Annotated in this window: 22 protein-coding genes; 11 read left to right on the forward strand and 11 right to left on the reverse strand. The window is 58.0% G+C overall.

What is annotated here, in order from left to right:
* The first annotated feature begins 2 nt into the window (after positions 1-2).
* Together AADJ11_RS17705 and AADJ11_RS17710 are read left to right on the forward strand one after the other, a co-directional pair.
* Positions 3-881, forward strand: a complete 879-nt coding sequence (locus AADJ11_RS17705) for an acyl-CoA thioesterase II (RefSeq protein WP_093917456.1) — start codon at positions 3-5, stop codon at positions 879-881.
* Positions 878-1,933: an amidohydrolase family protein gene (locus tag AADJ11_RS17710; protein ID WP_341235768.1), complete on the forward strand. Its 1,056-nt coding sequence runs from the start codon at positions 878-880 to the stop codon at positions 1,931-1,933. The genes AADJ11_RS17705 and AADJ11_RS17710 overlap by 4 nt, the downstream gene beginning before the upstream one ends.
* Positions 1,934-1,955: 22 nt before the next feature.
* On the opposite strand, the gene AADJ11_RS17715 is transcribed toward AADJ11_RS17710, so the two are convergent.
* The 8 genes from AADJ11_RS17715 to AADJ11_RS17750 all read right to left on the reverse strand — a co-directional run bounded on the left by AADJ11_RS17715 (position 1,956) and on the right by AADJ11_RS17750 (position 9,796).
* Positions 1,956-2,327, reverse strand: a complete 372-nt coding sequence (locus AADJ11_RS17715; RefSeq protein WP_341235769.1) for a VOC family protein — start codon at positions 2,325-2,327, stop codon at positions 1,956-1,958.
* The gene (locus tag AADJ11_RS17720) at positions 2,324-3,115 is read right to left on the reverse strand and encodes an SDR family oxidoreductase (protein ID WP_341235770.1); all 792 of its coding nucleotides are present in this window, start codon (positions 3,113-3,115) and stop codon (positions 2,324-2,326) included. Before AADJ11_RS17720 ends, AADJ11_RS17715 begins: the two co-directional genes overlap by 4 nt.
* Positions 3,116-3,124: 9 nt before the next feature.
* Complete coding sequence (locus tag AADJ11_RS17725; RefSeq protein WP_341235771.1) at positions 3,125-3,892, reverse strand: SDR family oxidoreductase; 768 nt, start codon at positions 3,890-3,892, stop codon at positions 3,125-3,127.
* A complete protein-coding gene (locus AADJ11_RS17730; protein WP_341235833.1) occupies positions 3,889-5,175 on the reverse strand; it encodes an acyl-CoA dehydrogenase family protein in 1,287 nt (428 codons plus the stop codon). The genes AADJ11_RS17725 and AADJ11_RS17730 overlap by 4 nt, the downstream gene beginning before the upstream one ends.
* 57 nt (positions 5,176-5,232) lie before the next feature.
* Complete coding sequence (locus AADJ11_RS17735; protein WP_341235772.1) at positions 5,233-6,012, reverse strand: enoyl-CoA hydratase-related protein; 780 nt, start codon at positions 6,010-6,012, stop codon at positions 5,233-5,235.
* Positions 6,009-7,301, reverse strand: a complete 1,293-nt coding sequence (locus AADJ11_RS17740) for a 3-hydroxyacyl-CoA dehydrogenase NAD-binding domain-containing protein (RefSeq protein WP_341235773.1) — start codon at positions 7,299-7,301, stop codon at positions 6,009-6,011. The genes AADJ11_RS17735 and AADJ11_RS17740 overlap by 4 nt, the downstream gene beginning before the upstream one ends.
* Positions 7,302-7,331: 30 nt before the next feature.
* Positions 7,332-9,023, reverse strand: coding sequence for a class I adenylate-forming enzyme family protein (locus AADJ11_RS17745; protein WP_341235774.1), 1,692 nt, complete (start codon positions 9,021-9,023; stop codon positions 7,332-7,334).
* A gap of 305 nt (positions 9,024-9,328) precedes the next feature.
* Positions 9,329-9,796: a DUF3237 domain-containing protein gene (locus AADJ11_RS17750; protein ID WP_341235775.1), complete on the reverse strand. Its 468-nt coding sequence runs from the start codon at positions 9,794-9,796 to the stop codon at positions 9,329-9,331.
* A 134-nt stretch (positions 9,797-9,930) separates the two neighbouring features.
* Here AADJ11_RS17750 and AADJ11_RS17755 point away from each other — a divergent pair, with 134 nt between their 5' ends.
* Positions 9,931-10,413: a MarR family transcriptional regulator gene (locus AADJ11_RS17755; RefSeq protein ID WP_341235776.1), complete on the forward strand. Its 483-nt coding sequence runs from the start codon at positions 9,931-9,933 to the stop codon at positions 10,411-10,413.
* 49 nt (positions 10,414-10,462) lie between these two features.
* Here the strand turns inward: AADJ11_RS17755 and AADJ11_RS17760 are convergent, their stop codons facing one another.
* A complete protein-coding gene (locus AADJ11_RS17760; protein WP_341235777.1) occupies positions 10,463-11,506 on the reverse strand; it encodes a TRAP transporter substrate-binding protein in 1,044 nt (347 codons plus the stop codon).
* A 78-nt stretch (positions 11,507-11,584) separates the two neighbouring features.
* Entirely contained in the window at positions 11,585-12,367 is a 783-nt protein-coding gene (locus AADJ11_RS17765) for a crotonase/enoyl-CoA hydratase family protein (protein ID WP_341235778.1), read from the reverse strand.
* Positions 12,368-12,479: 112 nt separating this feature from the next.
* On the opposite strand from AADJ11_RS17765, the gene AADJ11_RS17770 reads away from it, so the two are divergent.
* A complete protein-coding gene (locus tag AADJ11_RS17770) occupies positions 12,480-13,352 on the forward strand; it encodes an amidohydrolase family protein (RefSeq protein WP_341235779.1) in 873 nt (290 codons plus the stop codon).
* 6 nt (positions 13,353-13,358) lie between these two features.
* Here the strand turns inward: AADJ11_RS17770 and AADJ11_RS17775 are convergent, their stop codons facing one another.
* Positions 13,359-14,549 carry an amidohydrolase family protein gene (locus AADJ11_RS17775; protein ID WP_341235780.1) on the reverse strand — a complete coding sequence of 397 codons (1,191 nt, stop codon included), beginning with the start codon at positions 14,547-14,549 and terminating at the stop codon, positions 13,359-13,361.
* A gap of 129 nt (positions 14,550-14,678) precedes the next feature.
* On the opposite strand from AADJ11_RS17775, the gene AADJ11_RS17780 reads away from it, so the two are divergent.
* From AADJ11_RS17780 to AADJ11_RS17810, 7 genes are all read left to right on the forward strand, one after another.
* Positions 14,679-15,485, forward strand: a complete 807-nt coding sequence (locus AADJ11_RS17780) for a ferredoxin--NADP reductase (protein ID WP_341235781.1) — start codon at positions 14,679-14,681, stop codon at positions 15,483-15,485.
* A gap of 87 nt (positions 15,486-15,572) precedes the next feature.
* Positions 15,573-16,409 (forward strand): FAD binding domain-containing protein, encoded by an 837-nt coding sequence (locus AADJ11_RS17785; RefSeq protein WP_341235782.1) that lies wholly within the window; start codon positions 15,573-15,575, stop codon positions 16,407-16,409.
* Positions 16,409-19,156: a molybdopterin cofactor-binding domain-containing protein gene (locus AADJ11_RS17790; RefSeq protein ID WP_341235783.1), complete on the forward strand. Its 2,748-nt coding sequence runs from the start codon at positions 16,409-16,411 to the stop codon at positions 19,154-19,156. Before AADJ11_RS17785 ends, AADJ11_RS17790 begins: the two co-directional genes overlap by 1 nt.
* Entirely contained in the window at positions 19,149-20,636 is a 1,488-nt protein-coding gene (locus tag AADJ11_RS17795) for a 6-hydroxynicotinate reductase (RefSeq protein ID WP_341235784.1), read from the forward strand. Before AADJ11_RS17790 ends, AADJ11_RS17795 begins: the two co-directional genes overlap by 8 nt.
* Positions 20,633-21,490 (forward strand): UPF0280 family protein, encoded by an 858-nt coding sequence (locus tag AADJ11_RS17800; protein ID WP_341235785.1) that lies wholly within the window; start codon positions 20,633-20,635, stop codon positions 21,488-21,490. Before AADJ11_RS17795 ends, AADJ11_RS17800 begins: the two co-directional genes overlap by 4 nt.
* Positions 21,475-22,059, forward strand: a complete 585-nt coding sequence (locus AADJ11_RS17805) for an amino acid synthesis family protein (RefSeq protein ID WP_341235786.1) — start codon at positions 21,475-21,477, stop codon at positions 22,057-22,059. The genes AADJ11_RS17800 and AADJ11_RS17805 overlap by 16 nt, the downstream gene beginning before the upstream one ends.
* Positions 22,056-22,640 carry an amino acid synthesis family protein gene (locus AADJ11_RS17810; protein ID WP_341235787.1) on the forward strand — a complete coding sequence of 195 codons (585 nt, stop codon included), beginning with the start codon at positions 22,056-22,058 and terminating at the stop codon, positions 22,638-22,640. The genes AADJ11_RS17805 and AADJ11_RS17810 overlap by 4 nt, the downstream gene beginning before the upstream one ends.
* Positions 22,641-22,642 lie beyond the last annotated feature (2 nt).

Here is a 22,642-nt window from a genome sequence, read left to right on the forward strand (position 1 = left end):
CCATGACAGACGTCGCCCGCCAATTGCTTGAACTGCTCGACATTGAACAGCTTGAGGTCGATCTGTTTCGTGGCATCGGGTCGGGCGGGGAAACCACCACACGTATCTTTGGCGGGCATGTTATCGCGCAGGCGCTTATGGCCGCCTATCGCACGGTACCCGACCGGATGTGCCATTCGCTGCACGCCTATTTCATCCGTCCGGGTGATCCGTCTATTCCGGTGATCTATCAGGTCGACCGCGCCCGTGATGGGGGCAGCTTTACCACCCGTAGGGTCGTTGCGATCCAGCATGGTAAACAGATTTTCAACCTGTCTGCTTCTTTCCATGTGGAGGAAGAAGGCTGGGACTACCAGCACGCCATGCCCGATGTGAAAGGCCCCGAACATTGGCTGGACCGGCCCGACCTGCGCGAACCTTACATTCAGAAAATCCCCGAAAAGCACCGCGATGATTTCCTGCGTGAGCGCCCCATCGAAATCCGCGAGGTCGATCCGCGAGATTTGTTCGAGCCTGAGAAAACCTCGGACAAAAACTATCTTTGGTTTCGCATGGAAGCGGCCAAAGGCCAATCGCCGATCATGCAGCAATGTCTGCTGGCCTATGCGTCGGATATGAACCTGCTGGGGTCGTCACTGCGCCCGCATGGGCTGACGTGGTTTCAGGGCAAGGTGATGACCGCCAGCCTTGACCACGCCATGTGGTTTCACGCCCCCATCGATTTTTCCGACTGGCATCTGTACGAGCTGGACGCGCCTTTCACAGGTGGCGCGCGCGGATTTAACCGCGGGCTGATCTACAATCAAAATGGCCAGCTGGCCGCCACCACGGCCCAAGAAGGCCTGATGCGCCCCTATAAAAAGAGAGACCCTTCCGCATGACCGAGACCGGTGGCCGCTATCCGGGATGGCGCCCCGGTATTGAACTTCGCGATGATTGGTTGGGTTTGGTGACTGAGGAAATCATCGATCCGGCCCGCGAGATCGTGGACCCGCACCATCATTTGTGGCGGCACGGCACCGATGAAAACCCGGCCGTGTACGAGATGGACGCGTTATGGCGTGATACAGGATCGGGGCATAACGTGGTGCAAACCATGTATATCGAATGCCGGTCTTATTGGGATTTGGACGCGCCTGCACATCTGCAATCCGTCGCCGAAACCCGCGCGGTGGCGCAGATGGCGGCGACCGCCGGCGCGGGACAGGCCAAGATTGCAGGTATCATCGGGCAGACCGAACTCGTGTTGGACCCCGCGTTATTGCACGAAGCACTGGATGCCCATGCCGAAGCGGGCGGCGGGTTGTTCAAAGGCATCCGCAACTCCGGTGCGCGTGATCCGGAACCGGCCAGCCTTGCCATTCCGGGGCGGGGTGTGCCGAACCAATATGGCGACCCTGATTTCAGACGCGGTGCAGCGATCTTGGGTGAACGCGGGCTGACGCTGGACAGTTGGCATTATCACCACCAGCATCAGGAATTCCTTGATCTGGCCCGCGCGGTTCCCGGCACGATGCTGATCCTTGACCACTTTGGCACGCCCTTGGGCGTTGGCCGTTTTGAGGGTAAGCGCGACGAGATTTTCGAGGCGTGGAAAGACCATATGGCCGAGCTGGCCGAATGCCCCAACGTGATGGCCAAGCTGGGCGGCCTGTGCATGCCGGACAACGGCTATGGATTTATGCACCGCGATTTGCCGCCCTCGTCAGACGAGATCGTCGAGGTGCAGGGAAAATGGTACGCGCATATGTTAGAGGTTTTCGGCCCAAGCCGCTGCATGTTTGAAAGCAATTTTCCCGTGGACCGCACGGCGGTCAGCTATCCGGTGATCTGGAACGCGTTCAAGAAGATGTCGGCCCATCTAACCGAGGCCGAGAAGACAGCACTGTTTTCTGGTACAGCGCGCAGGGTCTATAATCTGCCGCCCGCGTGATGCGGACGGCAGTTGGTTCGCCTTAGGCAAATTTGAAAAAGCAGATTTTATTGCCGTCATGGTCGCGGACATAGGCACCGTAAAAACGGTCCGGAACCCGCTGCCCCGGAGGGCCATCACAGGTTGCCCCCAACTCGATCGCGCGGGCATATATTTCATCCACTTCCGGCTTGGTCTCTGCGGTAAAGGCCACCATCACACCGTTGCCGGGGGTAGGGGCCTCTTTGTTATAGGGCTCGCAGACCGCGATCATCGGCGTGCCACGACCCGTCCCGATCATCGCAAGGCGCCCGACATCTACCAGTACCTTGGCACCCTTGCTCTCAAACAGATCGCAATAAAACTGTTTGGCGCGCTCCATGTCGGTCGTGCCGACGGTTGTATACCCAATCATGACGATGCTTTCTTGGGGTTGCGAACGTCGCCAAACTGACGGTTCAGCTTGCGCATCCCGCCAATCCAACGATCATAGTTGTCGGTCTTCTTACGCATGTAATCCAACACCTGCGGGTGCGGCAGAACAAGGAACGTCTCATTCCTGATCGTCTCGACGCAGGCTTCTGCAACGGGTTCAGGCTCTAACATGCCGTCCAGTGCCGCCACAGATTCCTCGTGACCGCGGGTCATTTCGCTGCGCACGGCTTGTGGGCACAGGACCGAAACCTTGATCCCGTCATCACCATGGGTCATCGCCAACCATTCGGCCAAGGCAACCGCTGCATGTTTCGTCACGCCATATGGTGCGCAGCCGACCTGGTTCAGCAGACCCGCTGCCGACGCGGTGTTCAGCAGATAGCCGCCGCCCCGTTCGGTCATACGTGGCACCAGATGACGTGCAGCCCAGACATGGGACATCACGTTGATATCCCAAATACGCTGCCAATCATCGTTTGAGACATCCACGCCACCCGCCGTCAGAATGCCAGCGTTCGAGCAGAACAAATCGATCGGACCGATATCAGCCTCGACGGCTTCGATCATGTCCGCGATCTCTTGCTCGACACCGACGTTCACGCCAAACGCGACGCCACCGATGCTGTCTGCCACCTCTTGCGCGCCGTCCTTGTTCAGATCGACGCAGACAACTTTCTTGGCACCTTCAGCGGCGAAACGAATGGCCATCGCCTTGCCAATACCGCTTGCGGCACCGGTGACGACGACAATTTTATCCTTCAGTTCCATATCAGCCCCTCACGTCCACATGTTTGATCCGCCACACACGGTCAGCGCCTGACCGGTCATGTAGCGGCTGGCATCAGAGGCCAGAAAAACAGCAAGACCCGCGAAATCTTCGGCCTCGCCCAAGCGGCGCAGCGGGATCTCGTTTTTGATGCGGTTCTCGACCTCGGGATTATCCCAGAGCTCGCGTGCGAATTCGGTTTTCACCAAACCCGGACAGATCGCATTAAAACGAATACCTTTGGGGCCAAATTCCGCTGCGAGGTTCCGCACAAGGCCGATCAACGCCAGCTTGGACATGCCATAGGTGCCCAGCATGACCGATGGTTTGAACGCACCGATAGACGACGTGAACGCCATGGAGCCTGCGCCCTTTTCGACCATGTCAGGGGCGACCATCTGCGCCAACCACAGGTTCGACTGCACATTGGCGTTCATGGTTTTTTGATAGGCATCGTCGGGAATTTCTGACGTGGGGCCGTAATACGGGTTTACGCCCGCATTGCCGATCACGATGTCGATTTTACCCGCCAGCTCATGTGTCTTATCGACCAACGCTTGCAGCTGATCCTTGTAGCCGACGTTGCAGGCGACGCCATATGCCTTGCCTTTGCCAAGCGCGTTAATCTCAGCCGCAGCAGCATCAAGCTGATCCTGCTTGCGTGCGGAGATCACCACGGTTGCGCCATGTTCGGCAAGGGCGGTGGCCATCGCCAACCCCATACCTTTGGAGGCGCCGGTTAACAGCGCCACCTTTCCGGTGAGATCAAAAAGGGTCATACGCCCCCCCGTGTCCGACCTGTCGCGATTTCCTCGCGGGCCCGGGATGTGCGCAGGTTGGATTCTTGATAATCCTTGACCTCGGCGCGGGCGATAACGTGGTGGTGTACTTCATCGGGGCCATCCGCATAGCGCAAGGTGCGCTGCGACGTGTACATGCCGGACAGCGGCGACCATTGCGAAATACCGGTCGCGCCATGCACCTGCATGGCTTGGTCGATGATGTTGCAGACTTTTTCTGGCACCATCGCTTTGATCATGCTGACCCAGATGCGGGCCTCTTTGTTGCCCAGAACGTCCATCGCCTTGGCTGCTTTAAGAACCATCAAGCGCATGGCTTCAATCTCGATCTTGGCACGAGAAATGGTTTCCATGTTTTTGCCCAGATCGATGATCTTTTTACCAAAGGCTTCACGGCTCAGACCGCGTTCGATCATCAGATCCAACGCCTTTTCCGCCGCGCCAATGGAGCGCATGCAGTGGTGAATACGGCCAGGTCCAAGACGCACTTGAGAGATTTCAAAACCTTTGCCCTCACCCCACAGGATGTTGCTTTCTGGTACGCGCACGTTGGTGAATTTGATGTGCATATGGCCATGCGGCGCGTCGTCGTGACCAAACACATGCATGGGGCCAATGATTTCAACACCAGGGGTGTCGATGGGCACGAGGATCTGCGACTGCTGGCGGAAAGGTTCAGCATCGGGCGATGTTTTCACCATTGTAATCATGATCTTACAACGTGGATCGCCGGCACCCGAGATATAATATTTCTCGCCGTTGATGACCCATTCGCCATTTTCAAGCACCGCCGAGGTCGAGATGTTTTTCGCATCCGAGGACGCCATATCAGGTTCGGTCATCGCAAACGCCGACCGGATTTCACCCGCCAGCAGCGGCTTGAGCCATGTGTCTTTTTGCTCCTGCGTGCCGATCCGTTCCAACACTTCCATGTTGCCAGTATCAGGCGCGGAACAGTTCAGCGATTCAGACGCCAGCGGGCTTTTGCCAAGCTCGGCGGCGATGTAGGCGTAATCAAGGTTCGACAGGCCTTCGCCGGTTTCTGCATTAGGCAAAAAGAAGTTCCACAGCCCGCTTTCGCGCGCCTTCTTTTTCGCGGTTTCCAGCAGTTCCAACTGGCCCGGCGCATGGGACCAACGATCGGCGCGCCCTTCACCAAGGCGGAAATATTCATCTGTAATCGGATCGACGTTTTCGCGGATATGTTTGATCACGGCAGCCAAAAGCGGCTTGGCCTTTTCAGACATTTCCAGATTGTTCATTCCGGCCATTGCTTCGTTATGTGACATTCGGTGCCTCCCGGCTGTTAATTTCGGCTATTATTTGTTGACCCAATTGGGTTTGCGTTTCTCGACAAAGGCTTGCACGCCTTCTTTAAAGTCTTCCGTTTGGGCCAGATCGCCCTGAACAACACGGCTGTATTCAAGGCTTTCGGGCAGGCCTTCGGCCACGTTCATGCTGTTCAGAATCCGCTTGGTCGCTTTGACCGACGACGGCGAGACAGAGCACAGCTGTTCCGCCAGTTCCATCGCGCGCGCCATCAGCTGGTCGGCTGGCATCACTTCGTTGCAGCAACCAAGTTTGAGCGCTTCGGCGGCATCAATCGTACGGCCTGTCAGCATCAGTTCCTGCGCGGCAAGGCGCCCGATGTAGCGTGACAAACGCTGCACGCCCGAGGCCGAGGCGAAAAACCCGACTTTAACTTCGGGCAGGGCGAATTTCGCGGTATCAGCGGCAAGGATAATGTCGCAGGACAGCGCGGTTTCAAAACCGCCGCCCATGGCGAACCCGTTCACGGCGGCGATGATCGGTTTTTCCAGATCAAAGCGCGACGACAGACCGGCAAAGCCCGTGGGTGCCAGCGTTTTCTTGGACCCGCCCGATGCGGTGGCCTTGAGGTCATTGCCCGCCGTAAACGCCTTGTCGCCCGCACCTGTCAGCACCGCGACCCAAAGATCTTGATCGGCGGCAAATGCATCCCAACAATCGCTCATTTCCTGATGCATTTCGGCATGAACGGCATTGTACACTTCGGGCCGGTTCATGGTGACGATTAGGATGTGACCCTTTTTCTCCGTCTTGATGAATTCATAGCTCATGTTTTCAGCCCTCCGGTATCAATCTCGGTAAATTTTCCGCCGTTTTTCGCCAGATCCCGCAGCAATTGCGCGGGGGCAAAGGCGGGGTCTTCTGCGCCCAAACGTTCCATCACATCCAGCACGGCCTGCGCGCCAACCATGTCGCCATAGAACATCGGACCACCCTTATCGGCGGGCCAGCCATAGCCGTTCAGCCAGACCACATCGATGTCCGACGGGCGCTGCGCCTTATTTTCCTCAAGGATTTTGACGGCCTCGTTGATCATTGGATAGATGCAGATTTCGATGATTTCATCGGCTGACATCGACGAAGATTCAGCACCTGTGATGTCTTTGATCACGCCTGCAACCACATCCGACGGGATCGGGCGGCGTGCTTCGTCATAGTCATAGAACCCAGCTTTTGTTTTCTGGCCACGACGGTCCATTTCGCACAGCGCGTCACGGATCGGGTTATCGGTCTTGGCCCCTTTGGACCAACCGATATCCAAACCCGCAAGGTCGGACATCTGAAACGGGCCCATTTTAAACCCGAACGCGTTCAGCGCAGCATCAACATCCCAAGGCATCAGCCCCTTAGCCAACAGTTTGTTCGCTTGAATTTGGCGGGCGAACAGGATGCGGTTGCCAACGAAGCCGGGGCATACACCAACCAGTGCCGCGATCTTATTGATCTTTTTCGCAAGGTCCATCGACGTCGCGACCACATCATTTGCCGTGTGTTTCGCCCGCACGATTTCCAGCAGCTTCATCACGTTGGCGGGAGAGAAGAAGTGCAACCCGATCACGTCTTCGGGGCGTTTTGTCATCGCCGCGATTTCGTCGATGTTCAGGGCCGATGTGTTGGTGGCCAGAATGGCACCCGGCTTCATCACGCGGTCAAGCTCGGTGAAAATCTTGCGCTTCAGCTCCATGTTTTCGAACACCGCTTCGATCACCAAATCGCAATCAGCAAGGGCAGAAATCTCAAGCTGGCCGTTAAACCGGTCCATCCGCGCTTCGACTTCGTCTTGTGGGAAACGACCCTTATCACTGCTGCGCTGATAGTTGCCGCGCACAACTTTTAGACCACGATCCAGCGCCTCTTGCGTGGTCTCAACGATGGTCACGGGAATGCCAGCCGTGGCAAAGTTCATCGCGATGCCGCCGCCCATGGTGCCAGCACCGATGATGCCGACGGATTTGATATCGCGCAATTTGGTACCCGCGGGCAGGTCAGGAACCTCCCACGCGGCTTTACCGGCGGCGCCGATATAGGCACCGATTTCTTCGTCTGTGGGGTGGTTCATCTGTCTTCCTTTCAGCAAAGGCTCAAGGGCCTAAAGTTCCAGACACGCGGCGCGGATCGCACGGCGGTCAATTTTGTCGGTGGCACCACGGATTAAAGGCCCGTCTTGGCACCACAATTGTTCGGGGATTTTGAATTTCGCAATATGGCCATCCAGATGTGCGGCCATCTCGGCAGGGGTCATCACCTTGCCGCTGCGGGTTTGCACTGCGGCACCGACGACTTCGCCCAGACGTTCATCTGGTACGGAAAAGGCACAGGCCTCGATCACGTCGGGATGCGTATGCAGCGCCCCTTCGACATCCAGACAGGCGATGTTTTCGCCGCCCCGGATGATGATGTTTTTCTTGCGATCCAGAATGGTAATGAACCCTTCTTCGTCGATCACACCCAGATCCCCGGTGCGCAGCCAGCCGTCTTGCATCGTCTCGGCGGTGGCGTCGGGTTTGTTGAGGTAACAGCGCATGTTGGCGGGGCTTTTGACGGTGATTTCGCCCAATTGGCCAACTGGCACGTCATTGCCGTTATCATCCAGAAACCGCACGTCTTGCAGCGGTGGGTGCAGTTTACCGGCGGCGTTGGGGCGTTTGTTATATTCCTCGCCGACCATGCCGATACCAAGGGCGTTGGTTTCCGTCATACCCCAGCCGGTGGCAATCTCGGCGGCGGGAAACTGGTCTTGCAATTGTGCGACTTGGGCGGCGGGGCGTTTTGCACCACCGGCACCCAGCCATGTGAGCGTGGGCAGTTCCTCTCCCATCCGTTTTGCCGCCTCCAGCAGATCGGCGGACTGTGTGGGAACCCCCAGAAACCGCGTGACTTTTTCGCGGTTGATCACCCGCACGGCTTCCTCTGCATCCCATTTATGCAACAGCGATATCTTGGCCCCCGCTGGCAAGCTAAGCAGGAACAACGGGTGCGTTGCTGTAACGTGGAATAGCGGGGTCACCACCAGCCCGGACGGGCGCGGCGGTTCAGGATCGCCGGGCTGCGGCGGGTTCACCAAGGGGGCGGCGACCGCCTGAATAAGCCAGCTAAACACGGCACTTACGGCGCTGCGATGCGTCTGTACGACGCCCTTGGGTTTACCGGTACTGCCGGAGGAATACATGACGGCAAAGTCGTCATCGGTGTCCAACGTGATACCGGCAATCGGCGTATCAGGCATGTCAGCAGCAAGTGCGGTGAGCGAATGATCCGTCATCCCCTCGCCATCGCGCACACCAATCAAACGCAGGCCAAGGCTGCCTTGCAGCGGCAACATACGCTCCAACCGCGGGCCATCGGCAAAGATCGTTTTCGCGCCGCTGTCTTGCAGGGCGTAATCCAGCTCTTCTGTCGTCCACCACGCGTTGACGAACACCACCACAGCGCCCGCAGATGCAATGGCGAGTGTGAGCATCAAAAGTTCTGGGTAATTGCGCATGGCGATGCCGATACGGTCGCCTTTCTGGACGCCCAAACTATCGCGCAGCGCGTGAGATATGCGGTGCACCTGCGCGCAAAATTCATCATAGGTCCAACGTTCATCCTGATAGACCAGAAATTCAGCGGCACCGTTGGCATGCTGTTCGCGGCTGGCCAGCATCAATGCGGCAACAGTACCGGGAATGTTCTTAAACGTGCGATACGTAACACCGCGTACATCTGCCTCAACAACCTCAAAGGTCGGGTTGGTGGCAACGGTGTGGCGAATGGCTTCTTCCATCGTCATGCCCGTCATACACGGCCACCCCGCATTGGCAGTCCTTCCGATTTCTCGGCCATATATCCCCCTCCCTAAACGAGCCTTTGCGAACACTCCTCCACGATTGTTCGCGACTCTGATTTGCGTAGCCTAAGCCGTAAAATCCCATCTGCCAATACCGCATAACGGAACGAAGTTCCGCAAACTGACATTTGGCAGGATTTGGCGGGTCTTACCCCTATGCCATGGCTTGATCTGCGCAATACTAGCGAAAACTGAACATGCCTGCCCCCAGAAAGAAAGCACTTCTTTACGTCACGGGGGAATTTCGGTGCCCGATGTCAGTCAATCGCAAACAGGGACATTTGCACCAACCCGTTTAGCCGTGCGCCGTTTCCGACAAACAAGGTATGGTTCACCCAATCATAGCGGGTATCGCCCGTCTCGAGCCGGGCGTGGGTACGCATGTAATACGCATCCGGCCGCACATCTTCGCCACGTACCAACGCATCCAGCACATCGGCTGGACCGTGCCTATAGCCATAATTCTTGATCTCAATGGTTGCCCCATCATCGGTTTCGATGGCGTAGCGCGTATCAAGCTCAGTCAGCCCACTGGCAAATTGGGTTTGCCAATCCGCCCCGACATTCAGGATTCTGCCGTTGATCGCGGGCCCTTTTGCACTGCCGCCAATGATGGGAATAATCCGGCGCACCCCGGCACGACCTTGGTTCATGTGCCGGATCGGGTCCAAGGTGACGGTAAGGTCGGTCACATGGCGAAGGGGAGGGGCAGGCAAAATAGACATATATTTCCTAAGCGGCATATGGGTTGATCCGATCATGCAATGACGGGGCCGACACGAACAAGCCCTCGCATCGGCCTTGCAAAAAATCATTGGTTCGGAATACTGTTCGGTATCAGAACATACTGGGGCACGTAATGAGCAAACAAGCGGACACTTCGACGGGCGCGCGCCAAAACAGCGAATTACTGTCCCCCATCTGTAACAGTGCCCTTCCTGATTTTACCGGCTACCTGATTAAACGCAGTTGGGTCACCATCCAAAGGGATTTGCGTGAATTACTGCTGGGTTTTGGCCTAAGTCAGCGCAGCATGTCCGTGCTCTCCGTTGTCATTGGGAACCCGGACATCAACCAAAGTGACGTCGCCGCAGCATTGTCCATTGAACGGTCTGGCATGGTGGTAATCGTCGACGAATTGGAAGGCTTGGATTTGATCCGCCGCGAACGTGCGCCTACGGATCGTCGTGCCTATGCGCTGCGGGCCACGTTGAAAGGGCATCAGCTTCATGACCGGGTGCGCGCGGCGATCATTGCCCACGAAGATCGCGTTTTTGCCAACATCAGCGCAGCTGAACGCGAAAACCTGCATGCAATACTGTTAAAGCTGGTCGAAGACTGATCGCGCCACGCGAATGAGAGGCGACCCGATATGGGCCACCTCTGCTATATCACATGTCTGACTTGTCTTTGATCAACGCCTTGGCCTGATCAATCAGTGCCTGACCGTCAAAGCCTTTGCCTTCAGCCTCTGCCACCCAACGCTGGATCACGGGCTGGGCCGCTTCCTTGAAACGGGCAACTTCGGCGGCGTCAAGTTCGATGATGTTATTGCCGTTCTTCACAGCAATCTCGCGACCCGGCGCGTCATAATCAAACATCACCTGTGCCGCGAATTTGCTAAGCACGGCACCCGATTCCTGATCAATCGCCGCACGCTGTTCGTCGGACAGGGATTCGTATTTATCCTTGTTCATCACCAATACAATTGTCGCCGTATAAAGCGCTTCTGGACCCGTGAATTCAGTGTGGTTGGTCACCAGTTCGGTCAGGCGGATCGACGGGGTCACCTCCCACGGGATCACGGTGCCCTCGACCACACCTTTGGACAACGCCTCGGGGATGCCGGGCAGGGGCAGACCCACGGGCGTCGCACCCAGCTCGGAAAGCATGTCGTTGATCACACGTGTCGGGCCGCGCAGTTTTTTGCCAGCAAGGTCTTCCAACTTGATCACCGGTTCCTTGGTGTGGATCACACCGGGGCCGTGCACCCATGCGCCAAGAACTTTCAGGTCTTTGTATTCACCGGCTTGCAGGTCATCTTCGACCAGCTGCCAAAAGGCCTCTGATGTCGCGATGGGATCGGTCATCATAAACGGCAGTTCGAACACTTCGGTCTTGGGATAGCGGCCGGGGGTATAGCCCACAACGGTCATCGACATATCAACGACGCCGTCAATCGCTTGGTCCATCAGCTCCGGCGGGCGGCCACCAAGGGACATGCCATCGAAATGTTCGATTTTCAGGGTTCCATTCGACGCCGCTTCGACGCGTTCGGCCCATGGCTTTAGAATATGTTTTGGCACGGTCGCCACAGGGGGCAAGAACTGGTGCAGGCGCAGTGTTGTTGTTTCGGCCGACGCAGTCGTACCCGCAAACATGCCGCTTGCGAAAACCCCCGCCGCCACGGTTTTAATCAAAGAACGTCTATCCATCGTTTCCTCCCAGAGTTGATGATACAGCTTTGTGCTGCTTATGAACTGCCGCATGGTGCGCGACATTTTGGTGATTTCCTAGCGAAACTTAGGTGCCCGCTTTTCCAGAAATGCGCGCAAACCTTCGTCTGCATCGGGGCCCGATTGCGACACCGCCGCACTCAGGCTTTCGACATACAGACCATCCGCCTTTGACATATCGTCAATCCGGCTGATCGAGTTGATCATCATGTAGTTGGACATGGGTGCGTTACGCGCGATCTTGCCGGCCAATTCCATGGCCAGCGCCAGTGCTTCGCCGTCGCCCACCGCGTAATGCGCCAGCGCCAGCTGCACCCCTTCCTCCGAGTTAAACTTGCGGCCTGTCAGCATCATTTCGGTCATCCGGTCGGCACCAAGGATACGGCCCACACGAACGGTGGCACCGCCCCCCACAAAAATCCCGCGACGCCCCTCGGGAAGCTGAAAGATCGTTGAAGGCTCTGCAATGCGGACATGAGTGGATGTTGCCAGTTCCAGCCCGCCGCCGATGGCCGCCCCAAAGATTGCTGACACAACCGGCAGCCCGCCAAACTGGATCATGTCCATCACTGCGTGCCAGCTACGCGAATGATACAGCGTTTCCTCGGTTGACCGTTTGACGTGCTCGCTTAGGTCCAGACCGGAACAATAATGCCCGGCGGTTCCGGTCAGCACGACGGCGCGCGCGTCCTTGGGTGGATCCATGAAAAATGCCTTAAGCGCACCAAGCAAATCATCGTTCATTGCATTACGCTTGTCCGGGCGCGTCATGGTCAGCACCGCAATGTTGCCTTGCAGATCAACATTCAGAACATCGGGGTTGGCAACGGCGTGGGTCATGGCGGCATCATCCTTGGGACATTTAATTTAGGTGAATAGAACAATTGTTCTATTGAATAGCAATATATTTTGTACCAAAGTTGCACAAAGCCTAAGCAGGGGAGCGACCTTAATGATCGACTTTGACAAAATCCGTGCCATCGATTTTCACACGCATGCCGAAGAACCCTGCGGTTGCCATTCTGACGACGGCTATGACGATTTGCAGTCCACCATGGCCAGTTACTTCGGTGCCCCTTGGCAGCACCCCCCGACGGTTCAGGAAACCGCTGCACATTACCGCGAACAAAACATCGCGGCTGTGATCTTTCCCGTCGATGCAGAGCGTGAAACCGGATACCGCCGTTATAAAAACGAAGAGGTCGCAGCGATAGCCGCCGAAAACGACGACGTGCTGATCCCCTTTGCGTCAATCGACCCGTGGAAGGGCAAGATGGGCGTGCGCGAGGCACGGCGCCTGATCAAAGATTTCGGCATCAAAGGGTTCAAGTTCCACCCCACGATGCAAGGGTTTTTCCCGAATGACCGCATCGCATACCCATTGTACGAAGCGATCGCCGAAGAGGGCGGCATCGCGCTGTTTCACACCGGGCAAACCGGTGTCGGGTCAGGCATGCCGGGCGGTAACGGTATGCGGCTGAAATATTCCAACCCAATGTATATGGACGATGTCGCGGTTGATTTTCCCGACCTAAAAATCATCCTCGCGCATCCCAGCTTTCCTTGGCAGGAAGAGGCGCTTTCGGTCGCGCAGCACAAACCCAACGTCTATATCGATATGTCCGGTTGGTCGCCGAAATACTTCCCCGACATTCTGGTGCGCTACGCCAATTCGATCCTCAAGAAAAAGATGCTGTTCGGGTCGGACTGGCCAATGATCTCCCCCGAACGCTGGCTGAATGATTTCGAGAAGATCGCGATTAAGGACGAGGTGCGCCCGCTGATCCTCAAAGAAAACGCGATGCGGTTGCTGGGGGTCAGCTAGGGGCGCTTACGCCCCTACTGTTCCTTTCACCAACTCCGGCAGACGTGTCGCAGGCGGGGTGTTCCGGCTGCGCAAGCTGCGCACGACACCGTCAATCACGGTCATGCCAACGCCGGGCAAGTTACCCAGTTGCACCGATTCCAGCAGGTTCTTACCCGGTGCGTGTTGCGCCTGATCCATCACCACAAAATCGGCGCATTTGCCAACCTCAATCAGGCCGGTATCCAGCTTGCGCTGCCGCGCCGTGTTACCGTTGGCAAAGCAAAACGCGATCTCGGCAGGAACGTCGCCCAGTGACGACAACAACGCCACCATCCGCATGATTCCCAACGGCTGCACGCCAGAGCCTGCAGGCCCGTCCGTGCCCAATATCAACTGGTCCAGCTTACCCAATTCCCGCGCCGTATTCAGCGTCAACAATGCCGCGCGTTCGTTGCCGTTATGCACAATCTCAAGCGCGGCTTGGCAGCCTTCGCAGATGCAAATGATCTGATCATCGGGCAGGGCAGTATGCCCGCCATTGATGTGACCCACGACATCGGTACCGGTTTCCAACACCATATCCGCATCGATCAACCCCGATCCGGGGATCGACGGACCGCCGGTGTGGATCGTGCTTTGCATCCCGTATTTACGCGCCCAGCCAACCATTTCGTTCGCGGTCTTGCCGTCCTTGACGGTCCCCAGGCCAACCTCGCCAATCAGCGTAACGCCAGCCTCGCCCATTTGTTTAAAATGATGCTCCTCCAGCCCCTGTTGCAGCAACGGTGCCCCCGCGTGCACCTTGACGCCGGACGGGCGGAAATTTTCGTACCAGCGCTGCGCGGCAATCGCCATTGCAACGGTGCCAACAGGGTCGTTGGGCCGCCCGGGCATGTGGACTTCGCCGGCTGAAATCAGCGTCGTCACGCCGCCGTGCAGGGTCGAATCGATCCAGCCCAATTGCTGCTGGCGCGGGGTGTAGTCACCAACGACCGGATGCACATGGCTGTCGATCAAACCGGGGGAAAGCGTGGCACCATGGGCGTCGACGTCGGTCGTGGCCCCCTCGCAATCCAAATTCTTTTCCTTGCCCCATTCAGTGATCTTGCCATCAATCGCGATCAGGCAATCCCCGTCTAGAATGGGTTCCTCCATCTTGCCAGACAGGATCATGCCGATGTTGCGGATCACAAGCTTTGCGGGGGTGTCTGACATGGGGTCGCCTTTCAATCAGCTGGGTTTCATTTGAACGCTAACAGAAAAATCAGTCCGATCAAGATGAAACGCTTGACAGATAATCATATGTATACAAACAATATGAGAAATCGCAAAAAGGACGCCCCGATGCAGATAGCAGCAACACTCGACACCCCGTTCCCGATACCTACGGGCGTCTTTGCGCAAACAGTGACCCAAGTGGAACATTACACGGACAGCCTGTTCCGCTTTCGCATCACGCGCCCGGACAGCTTTCGCTTTCGGTCCGGCGAATTTGTAATGATCGGCCTGCCCAATGCGGAAAAGCCGGTGTTCAGGGCCTATTCCATCGCGTCCCCCTCGTGGGATGAAGAGGTCGAGTTCTATTCGATCAAGGTGCCAAACGGCCCGCTGACCGAACACCTGCAAAAACTGCGGGTTGGGGACACGGTTTTAATGCGGCGCAAACCCACGGGCACCTTGGTGAATGACGCGCTGTTGCCGGGCAAGCGGCTGTGGATGTTCGCCACGGGCACCGGGGTCGCGCCTTTTGCGTCGATCATCCGCGATCCGGAGACATACGAGAAATTCGATGACCTGATCCTGTGCCACACCTGCCGCACCTCGGGCGAATTAACCTATTCACGTGATCTGGTCGAAAGCCTTAAAACGGACCCTTTGATTGGGGAATTTGCCCAACGGTTGACCCTATATGACACGCTGACGCGCGAGGATTGGCCGCGCATGGGGCGCCAGACCGATCTGATGGCCTCGGGCAAGATTTTTACCGATTTGGGCCTGCCACCCATCAACCCGGAAATCGATCGCGGCATGATCTGCGGATCGATGGAAATGCTTGCCGACACAAAGCTGGCGCTTGAAGGGTTCGGCCTTGAGGAAGGTGCCAACAACCGCCCCGCCACTTTTGTGGTCGAAAAGGCATTTGTGAGCTGACGCGCAGGCGAATTGATTTGACAGAATCCGCTGCATCGAATTCTTATTAGTATACCAACGAATTTTGGCAGATAGGAGCACGCCCCCATGAGCTATATCACCGCGACCACGCTTGAGGATGCGCTGACGGCTTTGGCGGCAGGGCCTGCGTCGGTGATTGCAGGCGGCACCGATTGGTTCCCTGCCCAAGGCGACCGACATTTTGATGGCACGCTCATCGATATCTCGCGGCTGGCCGATTTGCGCGGCGTGACCAAAACAGATCGGGGCTGGCGCATTGGTGCCGCGACCACGTGGACCGATATTATTAAGGCCGATTTACCCCCTGCTTTCGACGGGCTGAAACTGGCCGCGCGCGAGGTCGGTTCGATCCAGATCCAAAATACCGGTACGATTGCGGGGAACCTGTGCAACGCGTCCCCCGCGGCCGATGGTGTGCCGCCGCTGCTCACGCTCGATGCCTCGGTCGAGCTGACCTCGGGCCAAGGCGTGCGCGAGATCGCGTTATGTGATTTCCTGCAAGGGGTGCGCAAAACCGACCGTGCCGCGGATGAAATTCTGACGGCGATCCATATCCCCGATCTGCCAGACGGGTCCAAGGGCGCTTTTGTCAAATTGGGGGCGCGCAAATATCTGGTCATCTCGATCTGCATGGTGGCGGTCGTGGTGCAGGTTAAGGATGGCACCGTCACTGACATCCGCATTGCCATCGGCGCGGCATCGCCCGTAGCGCAGCAGTTAACGACGCTGGAAACTGCGTTGCGCGGCTTGCCAACAAAGGGGCTAACCAATGCGATCACCGATGACCTGATCCACGGCCTTACGCCCATTTCGGATGTCCGCGCGACCGCTGATTATCGTCAAGCAGCCGCAGCGCAGGTCATTCGCCGTGCTGTTACCCTAGCCTTGGAAGGGGATGCCTAATGGATAAATCTGCTGCCACCATGGCCACGTCTTTCACGTTGAACGGTGAAATCGTCCAAGTTGATCCGACCGCCGGCGAACGGCTTTCCCATTCTTTGCGGGAACGGCTGGACCGCAAAGATGTCAAAATCGGGTGCAATGCGGGCGATTGCGGGGCTTGCACCGTATTGGTTGATGGCGCACCGGTTTGCGCCTGTTTGATGGCCACGCAACAGGCAACCGGGCGCAAAGTCGAAACCCTTGCCGGGCTGGTCAAAGCCGACCCAGATGCGCAAGCGTTGATGGAAAGCTTTCAACACCACCAAGCGGCCCAATGCGGGATTTGCACGCCGGGGATGATGGTGTCTGCCGTGGCTTTGCTGCGTGCCACGCCCCAGCCAAATGACGCGCAGGTCCAAGACGCCCTTGGCGGTGTTTTGTGTCGCTGCACGGGCTATCGCAAGATTATTGATGCCGTCGTGGGGACCCATGCCGCCGATCAGTTGGTTCCAGCGCCAACCGAGCTTGGCCATAATGCGCGGCGCTTTGATGGATTGGCCAAGGTGAACGGTTCCGAGCGTTTCGGCGATGATGTTGCCCCCGCTGGTGCGCAGGTCGCCCGGGTGATCCGGTCGCCTTATCCCTCGGCCAGCTTTACCCTCGGCGATATCGATCTTTGGCAGGCCAATCACCCTGGAGTAGAGGCTGTTCTTACGGCAAAAGACGTGCCCGGCCTGAACGCTTTTGGCGTTATTCCCGGTTTTATCGATCAGCCAGTATTCGCCGTTAACCACATCCGTTTCCGTGGCGAGGCGGTTGCCTGTGTTGTGGGTGATGCTGATACGATGGCGATGCTGGACTTGGCGGGCTTTCCCGTCGAATGGACCCCACAAACCACGCTATCGGATATTGGTGACGCCATCGCGCCCGACGCGCCGCTGCTGTTTGAGGACCGCAAAGGCAACATTATGTGCGGCGGTTTTGTGCAATGCGGCGATGCGGATGCGGCGCTTGAAGCGGCGGATGTTACTGTCGAGGCGTCCTATAAAACCAGCTTTGTCGAACATGGCTATATCGAACCCGAGGCTGGATTTGCCGAGATGGTCGAGGGGCGTTTGCATGTCCACGCCTGCACCCAAGCACCGGGGATGGACCGTGAAACGCTGGCCTCAGTTCTGAACATGCCGATGGCCGATATTCGCATCGTTCCGACTGCCGTCGGGGGCGGGTTTGGGTCCAAGATCGACGTGTCCTTGCAGCCCTTTATCGCCTTGGCCACGCTGAAAACCGGCAAGCCCGTGCGCATGACCTACACCCGAAACGAAACGATGCAATCGACCACCAAACGCCACCCTGCCCAGATCAATATCAAGCTTGGGGCCAAGGCTGATGGCACCTTGTCCGGCATGCGTTTCGACGGCGATTTCAACACCGGGGCCTATGCCAGTTGGGGCCCGACAGTCGCGAACCGCGTGCCGGTTCATGCCTCTGGCCCCTACCACATTCCCGATTACCGCGCGCGCAGCCGCGCCGTGCATACCCATTGCCCACCATCCGGCGCGTTTCGCGGTTTCGGCGTCCCTCAATCGGCCATCGCGCAGGAAACTGCTTTTGATCTGCTCGCTGAAAAGCTGGGGATCGACGCGCTGGAATTCCGGTTAAAGAATGCGCTGGCCGACAACGTTCCAACCGTCTGTGGGCAGGTGTTCACCCAAGGCGTCGGGATCAAACCCTGCCTTGAGGCGCTGCGCCCTGCATGGAAAATGGCCAAAGCAGAATGCGCTGAATTCAACGCGACGCATAGTGGGTTTAAACGCGGCGTCGGCATTGCCGGTGCATGGTATGGCTGCGGGAATACGTCCCTGCCGAACCCGTCAACGATCAAGGCGGGGGTCCGTGCCGATGGCACTGTTGTCCTGCACCAAGGGGCGATGGACATCGGCCAAGGGTCCAACACGGTCATCCCACAGATATTCGCCAAAGCGCTCGGCGTGTCGATTGATGGCGTGACCCTGCTGGGCGCCGATACCGACATCACCCCAGACGCGGGCAAAACATCAGCCTCGCGACAAACGTTCGTGTCGGGTAACGCCGCCCTGAAAGCAGGCGAAACCTTACGCCGCGAGATTTTGTTGCAAGCCAATGTGGGGCCTGACGCAACAATCACCCTTGAGGGCGGCAAAGTGACCGTCACCGATACGGGGCAGGCGCAAACCCTTGATCTGTCGCGGTTGGAACCGAACGCTGATGGCTATGTGCTGATGGCGAAAGAAACCTATGACCCGCCGATCAAACCGCTGGATGAAAACGGGCAGGGCATCCCCTATGCGCAATTCGGTTATGCCGCGCATCTGGTGGTGGTCGAGGTCGATATCGCCCTCGGTCTGTGCAAACCTTTGCGCTTTGTTGCCGCCCATGATGTGGGCCGCGCAATCAACCCCCTGCTGGTCGAGGGGCAGGTGCAAGGCGGCATTGCCCAAGGTCTGGGCATGGCCTTGATGGAGGAATATATCCCCGGCCGCACCGAAAACCTGCACGACTATTTGATCCCCACAATTGGCGATATTCCCCCGATTGAGACACTGATACTGGAAATCGCAGACGCCCACGGCCCCTACGGTGCCAAAGGGTTGGGCGAACATGTGTTGATCCCGACGGCCCCTGCGATATTCAACGCCATCTATCACGCGACGGGCGCAAAAGTGACCCACGCCCCTGCAACCCCCACGCGCTTGCGTGCTGCCCTACAGGAGGCCGGACATGCCTGACGATCTGCGCGACGCCAAACCCGCCAAAATTCGCTGCGACGCCTGCCCGGTGATGTGTTTCATCGCCGAAGGTAAATCCGGTGCCTGTGATCGCTATGCCAATCATGCCGGCGAACTGGTGCGTCTTGATCCGCTGACGGTGATCCAATCGGGGGCCAAGGCCGTCGCGTTCCTGGATCAGGGCGAGAACGCCCAGGATTGGGACGGCGATGTCATTCAAGGCGGACGTGATTTTGTAACCGCCGTCGGCGCGGGCACGACCTATCCGGACTATAAACCCGCACCCTTTATCGTCAGCCAAGAGGTCGAAGGCGTCGATATGGTCACCGTCGTGACCGAGGGGATATTTTCCTATTGCGGGGTCAAGGTAAAGATCGACACCGACCGTCACATTGGCGACGAACGCGCCGTGGTGCGGGTGGAGGGCGAGGCCATCGGCCATGTCATGACCTCTGAATACGGGTCGAAAATGTTGTCCTTGGGCGGTGTCGAACACCTGACCGGCGGCTCCAAGAAAGAGGGCCGCGTGACCTGCGATGCGCTGCTGCGGCTGTGTAATCGCGACGCGGTTGAGATGACTATTGATGGTGGGGTAACCATGGTGGTCGAGGCGGGCAAAGCGCCCGTCATCAATGGCACGCCGGAAAAGCTGATGCGGGTTGGTTGTGGGTCGGCGACCATTGGCATGTTCGCCAAACAATGGCACGGCAACGTGGACGAGGTCGTTGTCGTCGATGATCACATTACCGGTGTGCTCAGTGAACACGAGGCTGGCAAAGGGTTGGACATGACCCCGTCAGGCATTCGCATCAACGGGCGCCGATCCACGCCAGGCCGCTATTTTCAGGTCGCGGATCCCGGCACCGGCTGGGGCGGTACAGATGTCGAAGACCCGCTTACCATCCTGCGCCCCGCTGATCCCAAACGGGCATGGCCCGGGCTGCGGTTGTTGATGATCTCAACCACCGGGGAGCAGTGGGCGTACTTCACCCTCGATGACGATCTTGAACCACAACCGGCAGACATTACCCCCGAACTGCTTACCGTTGCTGAACGGATCGCTGAGAACTGCGAACCATCGCTATGTTCGGTTTTGTTCATGGGCGGTGCGGGTGGCAGCTTGCGCGCAGGCGTCACGGAAAACCCCGTGCGGCTGACACGGTCCGTCAAGGAATCGCTGACCCATGTATCTTGCGGCGGGGCAGCGGCCTATGTCTGGCCCGGCGGGGGGATCACCGTCATGGTTGACGTGATGGACATGCCGACGAATTCATTTGGCTATGTCCCCACGCCCGCATTGGTCGCGCCTATCGAATTTACCCTGCGCCGCGAGGATTACGGCACCCTTGGCGGGCATATGGAGCATATCCAACCCGTCGGCGATGTTGTCACCACCGACGTGCGCCGCGTTACGCAACAAGCGCTGCAATCCGATCCGAATGCCCGCGAAAACTATGGCTGGTCAAAGGGCGATACATGAACGCACACGCCGCCCTTTTGCCCGGTGACAGGTTGCATCTGTCGCATGGGCCGATCGATCTGATCATCGGCTGCGATGGCGCGCGCGACGTTGCTTATCGTGCGGCATATGCGCGGTTCGAGACTGTATTGGCCGAGCTGATGGCCGAGCTTCCCCTGTTGCGCCAACCCGTCAGCACCAAACCAACCGGTAAAATTGCCCGCCGGATGTACCGTGCCGCGTTGCCCCATGCCGACGGCCTGACAACGCCGATGATCTGCGTCGCTGGTGCCGTGGCCGAGGAAGTGCTGGCAGCGATGGTTGACGCAACGGACCTGACCCGCGCCTATGTGAACAACGGCGGCGATATCGCCCTGCACCTGACGGAAGGTGCCTGTTTTAAGATCGCCGTTGCCTCGCCTGATGGTCAAAACCTTGGCACGATTGCGATCACCAGCACCGACCCCATTCGCGGCATTGCCACCAGTGGGCAACGTGGTCGCAGCCTGAGCCTTGGCATCGCAGACGCCGTAACCGTGCTTGCGCGGTCTGCGAGTATGGCGGATGCAGCGGCGACCCGGCTGGGTAACGCCGTTGATCTGCCAGATCATCCTGCCATCAAACGCGCCCCCGCAAACAGCTTGCGCGACGATACCGATTTGGGCGTCGCGCCCGTCGTCACCCATGTCGGCATGCTTTCCCAAACAGATGTTGCACGGGCGCTTGAACGCGGTGAAACTGCGGCCAACGGGATGCGCGCGGCGCATCTGATCCATGGTGCCGCGCTGTTCCTACAAGGGCAGCACCGAACGCTGGGACTGCCCGAAAGAATGAAACACATACAGAAAGACCCGCACCCATGCCTGACGTCATAATCCGCAAGATGGTCACCAGTATCGAGGAAATCTTTCACGAAGGGGGGCCGCGCGCAAATACACCGCTGAAGCGTGGATATGTGATGGCTGTCATCCAAAACCCCTATGCAGGGTCTTATGTCGAGGACGTCCAACCCTTTATGGAAGACCTCAAACCGCTGGGTGTCGAGATGGCACAAAAGCTGCTCGCCGCCCTTGAGGTAGAGGCAAAACAGGTCGAAGGTTACGGCAAAGGGTCCATCGTCGGCACGGGCGGAGAGTTGGAGCATGGCGCGCTGTGGCATGCGCCGGGCGGCTATGCGATGCGCGATGTTTTGGGTGGGGCCAAGGCAATTGTGCCATCTACCAAAAAGGTCGGCGCGGCTGGTGTGCGTCTGGATGTGCCCGTCACCCATGTCGACGCGTCTTATGTCCGCAGCCATTTCGATTCCATCGAAGTCGGCCTGAATGACAGCCCGCGTGCAAACGAGATGGCCGTGATCCTGGTCATGACCACAGGGGCGCGGGTACACAGCCGGGCAGGGGGCTTGGACGCCCAAGACATCAAAGGGGAGGATGGATTAAGATGAGCGCCGAAATTCGCAAAATCGCAGTTTGGGTCGAAGAAACACACCGCGAGATCGGGCAGGTTATATCGCCCGCCACACGCAAGGCCGTCGCCGTCGCGGTGATCAAAAACCCCTTTGCAGGCTCTTATACCGAAGACTTGACGCCGCTTATGGATATCGGGGCCGAATTGGGCGGGTTGCTGGGCGATAAATGCGTGGCCGCCCTTGGGATCGAACCGGCACAGGCCGAAAGCTATGGCAAAGCCGCCATGGTCGGCGAGGGCGGAGAGCTGGAACATGCCGCCGCAATTTTGCATCCCAAATTAGGCGCGCCCTTGCGGGTGGCCGTCGAAAAAGGGGCCGCTCTTGTGCCATCATCGAAAAAGATGGGCGGGCCGGGGCAGGTGCTGGACGTGCCATTGGGTCACAAAGACGCCGCCTATGTGCGCAGTCATTTCGACGGGATCGAGGTGCGTTTGAACGATGCGCCCCGCGCCGATGAAATCATGGTCGCCGTCGCCGTGACCGACAGCGGACGGCCTTTGCCGCGCGTGGGCGGGCTGACACATGCGGACGCCGAAGGCAAAGATGGCCTGCGATAGGG

Origin of the sequence: uncultured Sulfitobacter sp. (genome assembly GCF_964021855.1) — a bacterium.
Taxonomy (GTDB): Bacteria; Pseudomonadota; Alphaproteobacteria; order Rhodobacterales; family Rhodobacteraceae; genus Sulfitobacter.

Coding starts and splice junctions, on each gene's coding strand:
- AADJ11_RS17755 (WP_341235776.1), top strand. CDS start 9,931: ATGAGCAAACAAGCGGACACTTCGACGGGCGCGCGCCAAAACAGCGAA.
- AADJ11_RS17790 (WP_341235783.1), top strand. CDS start 16,409: ATGGATAAATCTGCTGCCACCATGGCCACGTCTTTCACGTTGAACGGT.
- AADJ11_RS17715 (WP_341235769.1), bottom strand. CDS start 2,327: ATGATTGGGTATACAACCGTCGGCACGACCGACATGGAGCGCGCCAAA.
- AADJ11_RS17735 (WP_341235772.1), bottom strand. CDS start 6,012: ATGAGCTATGAATTCATCAAGACGGAGAAAAAGGGTCACATCCTAATC.
- AADJ11_RS17800 (WP_341235785.1), top strand. CDS start 20,633: ATGAACGCACACGCCGCCCTTTTGCCCGGTGACAGGTTGCATCTGTCG.
- AADJ11_RS17780 (WP_341235781.1), top strand. CDS start 14,679: ATGCAGATAGCAGCAACACTCGACACCCCGTTCCCGATACCTACGGGC.
- AADJ11_RS17760 (WP_341235777.1), bottom strand. CDS start 11,506: ATGGATAGACGTTCTTTGATTAAAACCGTGGCGGCGGGGGTTTTCGCA.
- AADJ11_RS17810 (WP_341235787.1), top strand. CDS start 22,056: ATGAGCGCCGAAATTCGCAAAATCGCAGTTTGGGTCGAAGAAACACAC.
- AADJ11_RS17795 (WP_341235784.1), top strand. CDS start 19,149: ATGCCTGACGATCTGCGCGACGCCAAACCCGCCAAAATTCGCTGCGAC.
- AADJ11_RS17770 (WP_341235779.1), top strand. CDS start 12,480: ATGATCGACTTTGACAAAATCCGTGCCATCGATTTTCACACGCATGCC.
- AADJ11_RS17730 (WP_341235833.1), bottom strand. CDS start 5,175: ATGAACAATCTGGAAATGTCTGAAAAGGCCAAGCCGCTTTTGGCTGCC.
- AADJ11_RS17745 (WP_341235774.1), bottom strand. CDS start 9,023: ATGACGGGCATGACGATGGAAGAAGCCATTCGCCACACCGTTGCCACC.
- AADJ11_RS17725 (WP_341235771.1), bottom strand. CDS start 3,892: ATGACCCTTTTTGATCTCACCGGAAAGGTGGCGCTGTTAACCGGCGCC.
- AADJ11_RS17765 (WP_341235778.1), bottom strand. CDS start 12,367: ATGACCCACGCCGTTGCCAACCCCGATGTTCTGAATGTTGATCTGCAA.
- AADJ11_RS17740 (WP_341235773.1), bottom strand. CDS start 7,301: ATGAACCACCCCACAGACGAAGAAATCGGTGCCTATATCGGCGCCGCC.
- AADJ11_RS17710 (WP_341235768.1), top strand. CDS start 878: ATGACCGAGACCGGTGGCCGCTATCCGGGATGGCGCCCCGGTATTGAA.
- AADJ11_RS17785 (WP_341235782.1), top strand. CDS start 15,573: ATGAGCTATATCACCGCGACCACGCTTGAGGATGCGCTGACGGCTTTG.
- AADJ11_RS17750 (WP_341235775.1), bottom strand. CDS start 9,796: ATGTCTATTTTGCCTGCCCCTCCCCTTCGCCATGTGACCGACCTTACC.
- AADJ11_RS17805 (WP_341235786.1), top strand. CDS start 21,475: ATGCCTGACGTCATAATCCGCAAGATGGTCACCAGTATCGAGGAAATC.
- AADJ11_RS17775 (WP_341235780.1), bottom strand. CDS start 14,549: ATGTCAGACACCCCCGCAAAGCTTGTGATCCGCAACATCGGCATGATC.
- AADJ11_RS17705 (WP_093917456.1), top strand. CDS start 3: ATGACAGACGTCGCCCGCCAATTGCTTGAACTGCTCGACATTGAACAG.
- AADJ11_RS17720 (WP_341235770.1), bottom strand. CDS start 3,115: ATGGAACTGAAGGATAAAATTGTCGTCGTCACCGGTGCCGCAAGCGGT.